Annotated in this window: 16 protein-coding genes; 9 read left to right on the top strand and 7 right to left on the bottom strand. The window is 68.4% G+C overall.

What is annotated here, in order from left to right; translation table 11 throughout:
- Positions 1 to 3: 3 nt before the first annotated feature.
- The 3 genes from C457_RS05365 to C457_RS20425 form a co-directional block, all read right to left on the bottom strand.
- A complete protein-coding gene (locus C457_RS05365) occupies positions 4 to 975 on the bottom strand; it encodes a quinone oxidoreductase family protein (protein ID WP_008092634.1) in 972 nt (323 codons plus the stop codon).
- A gap of 86 nt (positions 976 to 1,061) precedes the next feature.
- Positions 1,062 to 1,235 (bottom strand): DUF7550 family protein, encoded by a 174-nt coding sequence (locus tag C457_RS20570; protein ID WP_162832764.1) that lies wholly within the window; start codon positions 1,233 to 1,235, stop codon positions 1,062 to 1,064.
- A 127-nt stretch (positions 1,236 to 1,362) separates the two neighbouring features.
- Positions 1,363 to 1,521 (bottom strand): hypothetical protein, encoded by a 159-nt coding sequence (locus C457_RS20425; protein ID WP_008092629.1) that lies wholly within the window; start codon positions 1,519 to 1,521, stop codon positions 1,363 to 1,365.
- 187 nt (positions 1,522 to 1,708) lie between these two features.
- On the opposite strand from C457_RS20425, the gene hisF reads away from it, so the two are divergent.
- On the top strand, positions 1,709 to 2,521 hold the full coding sequence (gene hisF, locus C457_RS05360; RefSeq protein WP_008092627.1) for an imidazole glycerol phosphate synthase subunit HisF: 813 nt from the start codon (positions 1,709 to 1,711) through the stop codon (positions 2,519 to 2,521).
- A gap of 132 nt (positions 2,522 to 2,653) precedes the next feature.
- Complete coding sequence (locus C457_RS05355; RefSeq protein ID WP_008092626.1) at positions 2,654 to 3,214, top strand: DUF1684 domain-containing protein; 561 nt, start codon at positions 2,654 to 2,656, stop codon at positions 3,212 to 3,214.
- Between the two features lie 51 nt (positions 3,215 to 3,265).
- Here C457_RS05355 and C457_RS05350 read toward each other — a convergent pair whose 3' ends face one another.
- The gene (locus tag C457_RS05350) at positions 3,266 to 3,556 is read right to left on the bottom strand and encodes a DNA-directed RNA polymerase subunit L (protein WP_004970976.1); all 291 of its coding nucleotides are present in this window, start codon (positions 3,554 to 3,556) and stop codon (positions 3,266 to 3,268) included.
- 26 nt (positions 3,557 to 3,582) lie between these two features.
- Entirely contained in the window at positions 3,583 to 4,575 is a 993-nt protein-coding gene (locus tag C457_RS05345; protein WP_008092623.1) for an MBL fold metallo-hydrolase, read from the bottom strand.
- Positions 4,576 to 4,741: 166 nt separating this feature from the next.
- Here C457_RS05345 and C457_RS05340 point away from each other — a divergent pair, with 166 nt between their 5' ends.
- A complete protein-coding gene (locus tag C457_RS05340; RefSeq protein ID WP_049913404.1) occupies positions 4,742 to 5,968 on the top strand; it encodes a J domain-containing protein in 1,227 nt (408 codons plus the stop codon).
- 62 nt (positions 5,969 to 6,030) lie between these two features.
- On the top strand, positions 6,031 to 6,705 hold the full coding sequence (locus C457_RS05335; RefSeq protein WP_008092616.1) for an MBL fold metallo-hydrolase: 675 nt from the start codon (positions 6,031 to 6,033) through the stop codon (positions 6,703 to 6,705).
- A 410-nt stretch (positions 6,706 to 7,115) separates the two neighbouring features.
- On the opposite strand, the gene C457_RS05330 is transcribed toward C457_RS05335, so the two are convergent.
- Positions 7,116 to 7,742 (bottom strand): uracil-DNA glycosylase family protein, encoded by a 627-nt coding sequence (locus C457_RS05330; protein WP_008092614.1) that lies wholly within the window; start codon positions 7,740 to 7,742, stop codon positions 7,116 to 7,118.
- A gap of 138 nt (positions 7,743 to 7,880) precedes the next feature.
- On the bottom strand, positions 7,881 to 8,354 hold the full coding sequence (locus tag C457_RS05325) for a DUF5793 family protein (RefSeq protein WP_008092612.1): 474 nt from the start codon (positions 8,352 to 8,354) through the stop codon (positions 7,881 to 7,883).
- A gap of 140 nt (positions 8,355 to 8,494) precedes the next feature.
- Here C457_RS05325 and C457_RS05320 point away from each other — a divergent pair, with 140 nt between their 5' ends.
- The 5 genes from C457_RS05320 (at position 8,495) to C457_RS05300 (ending at position 14,134) form a co-directional block, all read left to right on the top strand.
- Entirely contained in the window at positions 8,495 to 8,863 is a 369-nt protein-coding gene (locus C457_RS05320; protein WP_008092610.1) for a cupin domain-containing protein, read from the top strand.
- A gap of 94 nt (positions 8,864 to 8,957) precedes the next feature.
- Positions 8,958 to 9,455 carry a DUF7549 family protein gene (locus tag C457_RS05315; protein WP_008092609.1) on the top strand — a complete coding sequence of 166 codons (498 nt, stop codon included), beginning with the start codon at positions 8,958 to 8,960 and terminating at the stop codon, positions 9,453 to 9,455.
- A gap of 102 nt (positions 9,456 to 9,557) precedes the next feature.
- Positions 9,558 to 11,252, top strand: a complete 1,695-nt coding sequence (locus tag C457_RS05310; RefSeq protein ID WP_008092608.1) for a type II/IV secretion system ATPase subunit — start codon at positions 9,558 to 9,560, stop codon at positions 11,250 to 11,252.
- Position 11,253: 1 nt separating this feature from the next.
- Positions 11,254 to 13,380 carry a type II secretion system F family protein gene (locus tag C457_RS05305; protein WP_008092607.1) on the top strand — a complete coding sequence of 709 codons (2,127 nt, stop codon included), beginning with the start codon at positions 11,254 to 11,256 and terminating at the stop codon, positions 13,378 to 13,380.
- Between the two features lie 85 nt (positions 13,381 to 13,465).
- The gene (locus C457_RS05300; protein WP_008092606.1) at positions 13,466 to 14,134 is read left to right on the top strand and encodes a class I SAM-dependent methyltransferase; all 669 of its coding nucleotides are present in this window, start codon (positions 13,466 to 13,468) and stop codon (positions 14,132 to 14,134) included.
- The last annotated feature ends 15 nt before the right edge of the window (positions 14,135 to 14,149 follow it).

The following is a 14,149-nucleotide window of genomic DNA, read 5'->3' as shown; positions in this document are numbered from 1 at the left end:
CCGTTACGGTTCGAGGACGACTTTCCCGCTGCTCTTTCTGGCTTCGATGTACTCGTGGGCCGCCGCGGCGTCTTCGAGGGCGAACGTCTCGCCGACGACCACGTCGAGTTCGCCCGCGGCGAGCAGTTCGGATAGTTCCGGCACCGCGCCGAGAATCGACTCGGGGCGCTGCTGCATGGCGCTTCCGAGGTGGAAGCCGATGACCGACTTGTTCTCGAACAGCAGGCGCGTCGGGTCCGCCTCGGCCGCGTCGCCGGACGCCGCCCCGTAGGTGACGAGTCGGCCGAAGTCGGCGAGGGCGTCCAGACTGCGCCGGAACGTCTCGCCGCCGACGCCGTCGAGGACGAGGTCGACGCCCGCGCCGTCGGTCTCGTCGGCGACGACCTCGCGGAAGTCCGCTTCGGTGTACTGGATGCCGTGGTCGAGTCCGAGGTCGGCCGCGAGGTCGAGTTTCTCCTCGGTGCTGGCCGTGCCGAACGTCTCGACGCCGGCGTGGGAGGCGAGTTGGACCGCCGCGGTGCCGACGCCGCCGGCGGCCGCCTGAATCAGCACGCGCTCGTCGTCGGCGAGGTCGCCCCACTCGTGGAGGCAGTTGTACGCGGTGAGGAACTGGACGGGGAAGCCGGCGGCCTCGGCGAACGACATCGACTCGTGGACGTCGAACAGCGTCGGGGCCGGCGTGGTGACGTACTCGGCGTACGCCCCGCCGCCGGTCATGGCGACGACGCGCTCGCCGACCTCGCGGTCGACGCCGTCGCCGACCGCGTCGATGGTTCCTGCGGCCTCCATCCCCGGCGTATACGGCGGTGCCGGGCCGTCTCGGTAGGTCCCGCGCCGCTGCATGATGTCGGCGAAGTTGATGCCGGCGGCCTCGACGGCGATGCGGACCTCGCCCGGTCCCGGCTCGGGCGTCTCGGTCTCTCGCAGTTCGAGGCTGTCGGAACTCCCGTACTCGGTGACGACGATAGATTTCACGCCGAGTCGTAGCGCCGGGTGTCGTAAAAGCGGAGAGAACGCGGAAGTTCGTACAAATTGCCGGTTCTGGGGGTCCCCGAGCGCGCTTACGCCAGCGCCAGCGGGAGGCCGAACACGACGACGAGGCCGACGACGAGAACGAGGATACCGGTCGTGACCTGACTCATCGAGAAGTCCTGCATCGGGGAGGTGACGCGGGCGTCCTCGTCCGCGTGGTGGTCGTCGTGTCCGTGGTCGCCGTGGTCGTGGTCGTCGCTCATACGCGGGGCGACGGGTTCGCGGTACAAAAACGCACCTAACCGTCGTCCGCGGACGGCGCGGCCCGCGAGTCGGCAGCCAGTCGCGGGAGAACGCCTCGCCGGACGGGGCAGGACCGGAGCAGCACGGTCAGGTTCGGGACAGATACAGCACGACCAGAAACGCGAGCGCGAGCGGGAGGAACGGAATCGCGGCGTCGAGCGGGACCAGAAGCGCCACTATCGCGGCCATCACCACGAACTCGACGACCACCAGCAGGCTGAGTAGCTCGGCTGAATCCGCCATCATTCGAACTGGAACCCGCGTCGTGGTTCTCACGGACGGGACATCAAGGTGGCTCTGCCGCGGGGGACGGCGAGGGAACCGGCTCAGTCTCGCGGTCACCGGGCGACTCGGCAAGGTGGTCGGAATTCCGCCCACCACCTGCCGTAGTCGAAACGGTGAAACGGCTCTTTCGCCAACGATTCGGTAGCGAATGCTCACGAAGCGCATCATCCCCTGTATCGACGTTGACCTCGACGAGGACGGGAACCCGGCCGTCTACACCGGCGTCAACTTCGAGGACCTGAAGTACACGGGCGACCCGGTCGAAATGGCCAAACTGTACAACGAGGCGGGCGCGGACGAGTTCGTCTTCCTCGACATCACCGCCTCCGCGGAGGGGCGCGAGACGATGCTCGACACCGTCTCGAAGGTCGCAGACGAGGTGTTCATCCCGCTGACCGTCGGCGGCGGCATCCGCACCCGCGACGACATCAAAGAGACGCTCCGCGCCGGCGCGGACAAGGTCTCTATCAACACCGCGGCGCTCCAGAACCCCGACCTCATCGAGGAAGGCGCGCGCTCCTTCGGGAGTCAGTGCATCGTCATCTCGGTAGACGCCCGGCGGCGCTACGACGAGGATGGCGAGCACTACGTCGAGGTCGACGGCGAGTCCTGCTGGTTCGAGTGTACGGTCAAAGGCGGCCGCGAGGGAACCGGCGTCGACGTGGTCGAGTGGGCCCGCGAGGCCGAATCGCGCGGCGCGGGCGAGCTGTTCATCAACTCCATCGACGCCGACGGGACGAAAGACGGCTACGACATCCCGCTGACGAAGGCCGTCTGCGACAGCGTCTCGACCCCCGTCATCGCCTCCTCCGGCTGTGGCGGCCCTGAAGACATGTACGAGGTCTTCACCGAGGCCGGCGCGGACGCCGGTCTCGCCGCCTCCATCTTCCACTTCGACGAGTACACCATTCGGGACGTCAAGGAGTACCTCGACGAGCGCGACGTGCCGGTTCGACTGTAAACGTCCACGTCCCTTCTCCGTACCTCTTCGTCCCTCTTTTCGCGCCCGCCGCCGGCCCCGCCCGCCGGTCGTGCGCCCCCCGCGCAGTCGGAACTAATCTTAACCCGCCGGCGCACCGTATCTCGACCCGAGATGACCGACGACGCGTGGCTCGAAGCCCTCCGCACACACCGCGAAGAGAAGGACCGCTATCTCGCCGCGGACCGCAACTCGCCGATTCCGCCGGACCAGCGGGAGTTTTTCGACGGCCTCGACTACTTCGACCCCGACCCCGACCTCCGGTTCGAACTCGAACTCCGGGCGTACGACGACCCCGAGCGCATCACCATCGGCACCACCACCGACGGCGAGCGCGAGTACCTCGCGTGGGGTCGCTTCGAGTTCGAGGTCGGTGGCGAGACGCACTCCCTCGACGCCTACCGCGCCGACGCCGACGAGGACCGCCTGTGGGTTCCCTTCCGCGACGAGACGAACACCGAGGAGACCTACGGGGCCGGCCGCTACCTCGACCTCGAAGCCGCGGACCGGACCGACGACGGCCGGTGGGTCGTCGACTTCAACGACGCGTACAACCCGTTTTGCGCCTACTCCCCGCGCTACGAGTGTCCGCTCGTCCCGATGGAGAACTGGCTCGAAGTCCGTATCGAAGCCGGCGAGAAGGACTACGAAGGCCCGGGCGGCGGAGGCGAATGACCGAGAAACGCACCGCTCACGGTCGGAGCGAAACGAGAGAGAACCCGCAGATTACGCGTCGATACCGGCGCGGTAGGCGTCGGTGAAATCGTCGGCGGTGCGCTGGACGCCGCGAGCGGCCTCCGCGAGCGCGTCGAGGGGGTCGACGCCGGGTTCCGTCTTGATAGAGAGGACGGGGTCCGTCTGTCCGCCGGACTGCTCGGGGTTCACGTCGTAGGTCGCGGCCGTGACGGTGTCGGTCTGGAGGAGTTCGCCCTTCAGGACGTTCATGAAGGTGTGGTCCTCGCCGCCGATTTCGATGCGGAGTTCCTCGTCGGTCTTGTCGATGACCCGCAGTTCCATGGCTCTCCGTTCCCTCCAGCGGCGTTTTAACGTTTCGTCTCGGGGACCGCGACCAGTTCGTCGAAGTCCGGGTCCGCGTCGAGGAGTTCGTACCGCCCGTCGCCGTCTGGGGCCGCGACGACGCCCTCGGCGACGAGGTGGTCCAAGTGGGCGAACGCCTCGCCGGGGCCGTGGAGAATGTGGATGGCCGAGAGGTCGCCGAACAGGCGCGCGCTCACGGTCCACGCGTCGGCCGGGCCGTGTTCGTCGAGGACCGAGACGACGCGCTCGGTGCGCTCGCGGTGGTGCTCGGCGATGACGCGCGCCCGGCCGGCGGGGTCGTCGATGGGGTCGCGGTGGCCGGGCCACGCCTGCGCGAAGTCGAGGTCGACGAGGCGCGCGAGGCTGTCGAGGTAGGTTTCGAGCGGGCGGTCGACCCGGAGGTCCGCGCCGCCGACGTTCGGGGTGTACTTCGGGAGAATCGCGTCGCCGACGAACGCCTCGCGGCCGCGCTCGCCGTCGAAGGCGAAGGCGCTCAGCCCCGCGGCGTGGCCGGGGAGGTGGACGACTTCGAGGTCGCCGTCGCCGGCGGCGATGCGGTCGCCGTCCTCGACGGGCGTCACGTCGACCCGGTCGCCCCGGAGGTCGTCGTGGCCGTCGAGGAACGCGGTCACTTCGGCGAGCGGTTCCTCGGGAATACGCCACTCCCCGAAGCGGCGCTCGCGAATCTCGCGCTCGGCCGCGATAGCGTCTGGGTCGCCCGCGACGATGCCCGCGTCGTCGGCGTGGACGTACACCGGCGCGCCGCTTTCGGTCTGGAGTTCGCCCGCGAGACCGGCGTGGTCGGCGTGCCAGTGGGTGAGGACGATTGCTTCGAGGTCGGCGACCCCGTAGCCGGCCGCGTCGAGTCCCTCGCGGAGGTCTCGGCGGACCGAGTCGGTCGCGACGCCGGCGTCGACCAGCGTCGGCCGGTCGCCGGGGAGGAGGTAGGCGTTGTTCAAGCCCTCGAAGACGGTGTTACCCAGCCGTATCCGTTCCATGCGGCCACCTGGCCGTCGAGGTTCATGATTATTCCGAATGGTCTCGGAGGGCCTAGCGTCCCGCGGTTTGTCGGTCGGTCGCCGTCGGTCGGTCCGTTGACGCCCCGGCTTGCCAGCGAACGCCCGGTACATTCAAAAGCCGGCGTTGCATCGAATCGCACGTCGAATGCCGGTGGACTTCTACGAACTCCTCGGGGTCGAACGCGACGCCGAGACGGCGGAGATAAAGCAGGCCTTTCGTCAGCGCGCTCGGGAGTACCACCCCGACGTCAACGACGACGAGCGAGCGACTGCGCAGTTCACCGTCGTCCGGAAGGCCTACGAAGTCCTCACCGACGACGCCGAGCGCGCCGACTACGACCGGATGGGCCACGGGACGTACGTCGAGAAACGGCTCGACGGCCTGACGAAGTTCAAATACCCCGGGAAAGCCGGAGAGAACGGCGGTTCCGGGTCGGAAACCGGCAGTCGGTCGACTTCGAGTCGGGCGTCATCGTCGCGGTCCTCGACCGGACGGTCGTCTTCGTCCACGACGTCTTCTTCGTCCTCCGGACGGTCGTCTTCGTCCACGACGTCTTCTTCGTCCTCCGGACGGTCGTCTTCGTCCACGACGTCTTCTTCGTCCTCCGGTCGGTCGTCTTCTTCGTCCTCGTCGTCCCGGTCGTCGTCCTCCCGACGGTCGAGTTCCGGACGCGCGTCGTCTTCGTCTTCGAACGCGAGTTCGTCGCGGTCGAGTCGGTCGCGCACCTCGGGGTCGGCTTCCTCGTCGTCCTCGTCGCGGTCCACGGGCTCCACACAGTCGACCACCGCGGGCGGGTCGTCGCGCACCCGCGCCCGAAACTCGCAGTCCGGTCGGGCGGGGACGACCGGCCGGTTCGAACGCGGACGCGGCGGGTCCGAGTCGGCGGCCGCGACCGCGTCCGGGTCGACGAACCCGCTTTGGTACGGGTGGGGCGTCTCGCTCCTCGCGCTCCTCGCGTACCTCGGCGGCTTCGCGTGGCTCCTCGCGGGCGACGGCGCGGGATTCGTGACCGCGCTCGCGTCGCTCGACACCGCCGCGCCCGCCGCTGGACTCCTCGCGTCGTCGCCGCTGTCGCTGCCGAGCCTCGCGGCCCTGCAAGCCGCGGCAGCGACGCCGACGGTGCTCGTCTTTCCGGTCGCGGCGGCGCTGCTCGCCGTCTCGCTCGCCGCTGTCATCGCTCGGTTCGGCCACGCGTGGACCACGTGGTTCTACGCGCTCGCGGCGACCGTGCCGCTGGCGCTCGTGGCAGCCGGCGCGGTCGGCGTCGGGCGACCCGTCACGGTCGACCTCCTCGGATTCGTCGTCTGTCCGCTCCTCGGAGCCGGCGGATTCGTCGTCGACGCGGGTCGGTATCTCTTCGCCTCGCGGTAACGTCTCGAACCGCGGCGTCGCCGTCGCCCACGATTTTTGTCGTTCGCGTCCGACGGTTCGGTATGGCCATCCCGACCGACTCGGTCCGGCGGTTCCGACTCCGCGGCGTGAACGCGTACCTCGTCTCCGACGGCTCGGAGACGGTGCTCGTGGACGCCGGGACGCCGCGGGATCGCGACCGACTCCTCCGCGGTCTCGCCCGCGTGGACCTCGACCCCGGCGCTATCGACCGGGTGCTCGTGACCCACTTCGACCTCGACCACGTCGGGACGCTCGCCTCGCTCAGCCTCCGCGACGACGTGCCGATTCACCTCGCCGAGCCGGACGCCTCGCACCTGACGGGCGCGTCGAAGCCGTCGCTCCGGTCGGCGAAGGGCGCGGCGCAGCGCGTGCTCACGTCGTTTCTCGACCGACCGACGAACCCCGTGGAGGTCGTCCGCGACGGCGACGAACTCGGCGGCTTCGTCGCGTATCGGACGCCGGGACACACTCCCGGTCACACCGCGTTCGTCCACGAGGACCACGGCGTCGCGTTCGTCGGCGACATGGTCCGCGAGTCGAACGGGAGCCTCGGGCTGTTGCCGGGGGTACTCGCGACCGACGCCGCGGAGAACAGGCGGAGCGTCCGCGAGTTCGCGGCGCGCTGTCCGCCGGTCGACGTGGTCGCCATGGGACACGGCGAACCGGTCACGGCGTACGGATACGGCGCGCTGAAGCGACTCGCGGACAAGCTCTAATCCGACAGCGACCGCTCTCGAGAGGTATGACGGGTCGCGTGACGGCGAGAAACCGGGCTGTCGCTCGTGTCTGAGTTAAGAGCGGGGACCGCGGCCGAGCGCAGGTCCCCGGACTGACCAAGCCACTGTGAGGAGCACCAGTCTCACAGCTGCCTGACGCGCCCGGCGGAAGTGAATCGAACCACGCGCGTCAACACCACGTTGGACACTAGTTGTAAAAAGTCCTTTGTTATCGCCAATTAGAACCACGCCCTCCAGAACGACTGGATAAATATGCTCTTATGTGAGCCATATGGGCGCATCAACTGAACATATCGTAACCTTCATGGTTGTTACTGGACGAACGAACGGCAGAATCGTGAAGAATCTATCGAATCCGCGGACGACGGTCGAATACGGCGGAAAATACGCTATCTGACCAGGTACGGGTCCGCTCCGGGCATGAAGCGACCGAGGTCTGACTCGCGGCGGAAGTCGGTCGACTGGAGTTCCAGCAGGCCGGCGACGAGTTCGTCGTGGTCGCCGTCGTCCCACTCGTCGGGGTCCTTGATGGGCAACACGAGAAAGCCGCTCCCGCGGAGTTCTTTCCCGTGGAGCACCTCCATGTCGACGTCGGTCTTCCAGCCGACGGACGTGTAGTTGTTCAGGACGTGCTTCGTCGCCACCGCACCGACCGGCAGGAGGACGTGGGCGGCGATGGCGCGGAGTTCCGCGTCGAAAAAGCGCTCCATGTCGGTGTAGTCGGCCGCCGACGGCGTCCCGTCCGGCACGCACATGTGTAGATACGAGAAGAACGTGCGGTTCACCGTCGGTTCGTCACCCGCCTCGGCCAGCAACTCGCCGTCTTCGAGCGCCGGGAACAGTCTGTCGCCCGCCTCCCCCGAAAAGGGGATGCCGGTCTCGACGCCCCCGTGGACGCCGGGGTGGTCGCCGATGACGTGGAAGTCGGCGTTGGCGTCGCCGTAGCCGGGGACGTACCGGTCACACGACGGTCGCATGTCGAACGGGTTTCTCGTGCGGTCGGTTACGTTTCTCACGGTACTCTCTGTGGGAGCGGTCGGTAAAGAAGACGTGGTTCGCCCCGATATCGTACACGAACGAGCGTGAGGGACGCGTCGAGAGGGACGCGTCGAGAGGGAACGTCGTCCGCGCGGTCGCCCCGCCGAGGACCTCGGTCAGAGTTCGACGCCCGAGGGGATGAGGCTCTGGCTCCGCAGGAGCGTCCCGTCGCCGTCGTAGACGAGGAACGTGGATTTCCCGAAGGTCTCGAAGTGGTCGCCCTCGATGGCCACGTCGACGCGGTAGCGCCCCTCGTCGTCGCCCGCGGCGCGCCCGTACTCGCGAGCCGCGCGGATGAAGTCCAACACGTCGTCGGCGCGAGCGTTGAGTTCGAGGACGTAGTCGCCGGTGAGCCGGTCCGTCACGCTCACGACGCCTCGGGCGTCCGAGTCGTCGACGGAGTCTTGCAGCCGAAAGGAGACGTCCAGTTCCTCCGCGGCGAGCACGTCGCCGCTGGTCGAGAGGAACCGCGACCGGAGCTCCTCGGCCGGGCCGTAGAAGTCGATAGATACCGTCGGTTGGCGAGGGTCGCCGTCGTCCTCGTACCAATCGACATCGCGGACATCGAGTTCGAAGTAGTCACGCCGCATTCCGTACTGTTGGTTGTACTGCGCGGCCTATTAACGTGACGCCGCCGGACCGTCGTTCCGACGTCGAAACCGGCCGATTACGCCGGTTCGACGCGCTCTCTGCACAACGGTTATCGGCCGCCGCCGCGAGCGGACCGCATATGGAACCCGTCAACCTCGACGAGAGCTTCGCGTCGTTCGACGAGACGTGGGCCCCGAGAATCGCCGCGGAGCTGAACGACTACGCGGTGAAGGTCGCGAAACTCGACGGCGAGTTCGTCTGGCACGCCCACGACGAGACTGACGAGTTGTTCCTCGTCCGCGACGGGCGGCTTCGAATCGAGTTCCGCGACCGCGACGACGCGGTACTCGGGTCGGGCGACCTCCTCGTGGTCCCCCGCGGCGTCGAACACCGGCCCGTGGCGCTCGAACCGACCGAGGTCCTCCTCGTCGAGCCGACCGAGACGCTCAACACCGGCGACGCCGAGAAGAGCGACCTGACTCACGGCGACCCCGAACGGCTCTCCTGAGGGGTCAACCGGGCGTGTTCGTTCCCGCCACGTCGCCGCGATGGCCCGCCTCTACTGTCGGTAGTTTTTACCTGTCAGCCCGTGCGATTGTCCTATGGTCTGGGTCCGCTCCGAACACGCGGGTGCGCTGGCCGTCGTCTCGACGTGGCTCTGCGCGCTCCTCCCGTGGAACGTCACGTACACGCCGAACCTCTCGGGCGTGAGCCTGCTTTTCGTCCGGTTCCCCTTCGCCGAGATTCAGTTCGCGTGGGGCCTCTCCAGCCGCGTCGCGGTCAGGAGCCCGCTGTCCGCGCTGTCGCTGCAGTCGGGACAGACCGTCGCCGTCGCCTACCAAGCGTGGGTCGTCGGCGCGGCCATCCTCGCGCTCGCGGTCCTGTTTTCCATCGTCTATTACCTGCGCGACGAGCGGGTCGAAGCCGGGCCGGTCGACCCCGTTCGAGTCCTCGGCGGCCTCCTCGGCGTCGTCGGCGTCGTCCTCGCCGCAGCGACGTATCTGCTCGCGACGCGCGGGCTTCCGGGTATCCCGCTCCCGCTCGGCGTCGTCATCTCGCTCGTTCTCGCCGGCGTGCTCCTAACGGTCGACCGGACCTGAACGCGAGCCGCGGGCCGGGTCGTTCTCGCCGAGTGACAATCTCCCGCGCGGACCTTTTAAGTTCCAACCCCCCATACCTCCCGACCAACCAACCGGGTGACGATGGCACGAGATATCACGAGCGAGACGGAGGCGACGCGCGACCCGCCGGGTGACCGAGGGGTGTTGCGACTCCTCGCCGACGGGGAGTTCGACGCCGCGACCGCCGAGACCCAGCGGCTCCTGCGCCGGACCGCGGAGATGCTCCGGGGGTCGAAGCTCGACGTGCTCCCGCTGACGCCGGATGACACGCCGCTCGGGACCTACGAGATTCCCGAGGGCCACGAGGAGGTCGAGCGTTACTGGGTGAACGCCCCCTTCGCCTACGTCGTCGTCACCTACGACACGGACGCGACCGCCCACCAGTACCACACCGTCGAACCCGACCTCGACGAGTTCGAGGCGTCGCTGCTCGAACGCGTTCGCACCGACGTGCGCGACCCGCTTTTGTACCGCCGCGAGGCGGACCCGCGGACCGAGTCGGCGCTCGTCGAAGAGCTCCAGTCGCTTCTCGAGCAGTACGGGCTGGAACTCGACATGAACACCTTCTACACGCTGTTGTACTACCTCCGGCGGGACTTCCACGGCTACGGTCGCCTGGACCCGCTGATGAAGGACCCGCACATCGAGGACATCTCGTGTGACGGCTACGACCTCCCGCTTTTCGTCTACCACGACGAGTACACCGACATCGCCACCAACGTCTCGTTCGAGGCCGAGGAACTCGACAACTTCGTCATCCGCCTCGCCCAGCGCTCCGGCCAGCACATCAGCGTCGGCGACCCCGTCCTCGGGACGACGCTCCCGAACGGCGCGCGCGCCGAGTTGGCCCTCGGCGAGGAGGTCACCCCGCGCGGGTCAGCCTTCACCATCCGCCTCTACGCCGAAGAGCCGTTCACGCCCATCGACCTCGTTCGCTACGGCACGTTCTCCATCGAGCAGATGGCCTACCTGTGGCTCTGTATCGAACACAACAAGAGCCTCATCTTCGCGGGCGGCACCGCCTCGGGGAAGACCACCTCGATGAACGCGGTGTCGATGTTCGTCCCCCCGCGGTCGAAGGTGTTGTCCATCGAGGACACCCGCGAACTCGCGCTCTACCACGACAACTGGCTGTCGTCTGTTACCCGCGAGCGACTCCACGAGGGGACCGACATCTCGATGTACGACCTGCTTCGCTCGGCGCTCCGGCACCGCCCCGAGTACATCATCGTCGGCGAGGTCCGCGGCGACGAGGCCGTGACGCTGTTCCAGGCGATGAACACGGGGCACACGACGTTCTCGACGATGCACGCCGACAGCATCGAGACGGTCATCAACCGCCTCGAAAACGAGCCCATCAACGTCCCGCGCGCGATGGTGCAGTCGCTCGACCTGCTGTGCGTCCAGACGCTCACCCGCCACGACGGCGAGCGCGTCCGCCGCTCGCAGACCATCGGCGAAATCGGCGACATCGACCAGCGGACCGGCGAACTCGACTACTCGTCGGCGTTCGCGTGGGAGCCAGAGACCGACACGTTCAGCCGGAACGACAGCTCGCTCCTCACCGAAATCCAGCGCGAGAACGGCTGGTCGCGGACCGAACTCCGTCGGGAACTCCGTCGCCGCGAGGTGTTCCTCCGGTACCTCCTCGACAAGGACGTCTCCGACTACCGGCGGTTCACCGCGCTCATCAACGAGTACTACGCGGACTCCGAAGACGTGATGCGGCGCGTCGAGGCCGACGAGGACATCGTCGACGCCGGCACGGAGGCCTGAGATGGCCGCCGCGCAGTACCTGTACCTGCTCCCCCTCGTTCTCGCCGTCCTCCTCGTTCTCCCCGTCGTCCTGTCGCCGGTGAGCCGTTCGGCCGGCCTCCTCGTCTCGCGGGTCGCCCTCTCCGTCTTCGGCTTCTACGTCGCCAACGAGAACCCCCGGCGCAGGGAGCAGCGAAACCAACTCCGAGCGGCCCACGTGAGCGTCACCCACCGCGTGTACGCCTCGCGGACGCTCCTCATGGCGGCCGTCTTCGGCGTCGCCGGGAGCGTCTTCGGCGTCTATCTCGCCGCGGTGACCCTCGAAACGCTCGCCGTTCAGTCCGAGGCGATTCGCGAAGTTCTTCCGGCCGCCCTCGGCTTCCTCGGCGGGCTCACGAGCATCCAGGCGCTCCCGCTCCGCGACCTGTTTCTCGCGCTCTTGCTTTCGAGCGCGACGCTCGGGGCGCTCCTCGCGCTCGGCGTCTACTGGGGTCGGTGGTACGTCCTCACCGAGCGCGCCCGCACCCGCTCGTCGGAAATCGAGGCGACGCTCCCGCGGACGGTCGCGTTCGTCTTCGCGCTGTCGCGGTCGGGGATGCCGTTCCCGCAGGTGCTGGAGACGCTGGCCCGAAACGAGGCAATCTACGGCGAGGCGGCGCGGGAGGTCAGTATCGTCGTCCGCGACATGGACGCCTTCGGCACCGACGTGCTAAGCGCCCTCCAGACGATGGCCACGCGGACGCCGAGCCCGAGTCTCGAAGAGTTCGCCGAGAACCTCGCCAGCGTGCTCGGGAGCGGTCGCAACCTCTCGTCGTTCCTCCAAGAGCAGTACGAGCGGTTTCAGGCGGAGGCGGAGGCCCAACAACAGCAGTATCTCGACCTCCTGTCGACGTTCGCCGAGGTGTACGTCACCGTCCTCGTGGCCGGGCCGCTGTTTTTCATCACCGTCCTCGTCGTCATCGGTCTCGTCCTCGCGGACACGCTGACGCTCATCCGAATCGTCGGCTACCTCGGCATCCCGCTGGCGAGTTTCGGCTTCGTCGTCTACATCGACAGCATCACCGAGTCGCTCCGGGGCGCGGCGGTCGCCGACGACGACGCGGAGGCCGCGGGCGCGTCGCTCCGGCGCATCGACGCGAACGGCGGCGTCGGTTCGGCCCCGGCGACCGACGGCGGCGAGACCGACACCCGAGGCGACCCGTGGCGCGCGAACCGCGAGCGACTCGCCGCCTACGACCGGTTCCGCGCGGTTCGCGACTGGTTCGACCGCCCGCTCGACACCCTCGGCCGCCACCCGCTCGCCACGCTCGCGCTCACCGTTCCACTGGGGCTCGTCTGGGTCGCCCTGCGGACCACGTTCCCCGCCGACCCGACGCTCCTCGGCGTCGCCGACGCGGTGGACCAACACGTCGTGGAGGCCGCAATCGGCGCGCTCGTCGTCGTCTCGGCGTTCCACGAGCTTCGGAAGCGGCGAATTCGAGCCATCGAGCGGAGCATGCCCGACTTCCTCGACCGCCTCGCGAGCGTCAACGAGGCCGGACTGACGGTCGTCCAGAGCCTCCGCCGGGTGTCCGCGTCGGACCTCGGCCCCCTCGGCGACGAGGTCGACCGCGCCGTCCGCGACATCGACTGGGGGGCCGACGCCCAGACCGCGCTCCGGCGGATGGACCGCCGGACGACGAGTCCGATGGTGTCGCGGTCGGTGACGCTCATCACCAACGCGATGAGCGCGAGCGGCGACCTCGCGCCCGTGCTCCGCATCGCGGCCAACGAGGCCCAAGACAGCCGCCGACTCGCCCGCGAGCGGAATCAGGAGATGGTCACCTACCTGCTCGTCATCTACATCTCGTTTCTCGTCTTCCTCGGCATCGTCGCCGCGCTGACAGTGTCGTTCATCCCAGCGGTCGAGCAGGCCAGCGCCGGTGCCATCGGCTCCGGCGAGGTCGCGGGCGTCACCTCCGGCGCGTTCTCCGGCCTCCGCGACGTGAACACCGACTCCTACACGCTGTTGTTCTTCCACGTCACGGCGATTCAGGGACTCTGCTCGGGACTCATCGCCGGACAGCTCGGCGAGGGACAGGTCGCCGACGGCGTCAAACACGCCGCCGTCCTGCTCGCCATCACCTACGTGACGTTCATGTTCATCTAAGTTCCGCGCCCGTCCGGCGACCCGTGACTCCCGACCGCCGCCCGCGACCCGTGCGGTCTTTGTCTCACCGCCTCGACCGACCGGCATGGACGGAGACGAACCCCGAGACGGGGTCCGCGAGACGTACGACCGCATCGCGTCGCACTTCGCCTCGACCCGCGAGTACCCGTGGCCCGAAGTCGAGTCGTTCGTCGGCGACGCGACCGAGTCGGGGGCGGCGGCCCGCGCGCTCGACCTCGGCTGCGGCAACGGCCGGCACGTGGAACTCCTCTCCGCGCACGCAGAGGAAGTCGTCGGCCTCGACGTGAGTCGCGGCCTCCTCGACGAGGCGGTCGCGCGAGCGGCCGAGCGCGGCTTCGACGCCGGACTCGTGCAGGGCGACGCCTCGCGACTCCCCTTCACCGACGGCGCCTTCGACCTCGCGGTGTACGTGGCGACGATTCACCACCTCGCGCCGCGGGCGGCGCGCGTGGCGAGCCTGAACGAACTCGCGCGCGTGCTCGACGCCGACGGCCGCGCGGTCGTCAGCGCGTGGAGCACCGCCCACGACACGTTCGACCGCGAGGACGGCTTCGACACGACGGTCGACTGGACGCTCCCCGGCGGCGAGACGGTGCCCCGATTTTACCACATCTACGCGCCCGACGAGTTCGACGCCGACCTCGACGCGAGCGACCTCGCGGTCGTCGAATCGACGGTGTCCAGCGGGAACTGCTACGCCGTCGTCGCGGGCGCTGAGCCTCGCGGGCGCTGAGCGTCACGGGCGGTT

The organism is Haloferax prahovense DSM 18310 (assembly GCF_000336815.1).
GTDB lineage: Archaea > Halobacteriota > Halobacteria > Halobacteriales > Haloferacaceae > Haloferax > Haloferax prahovense.
This window is presented reverse-complemented; position numbering and strand designations above follow the sequence as displayed.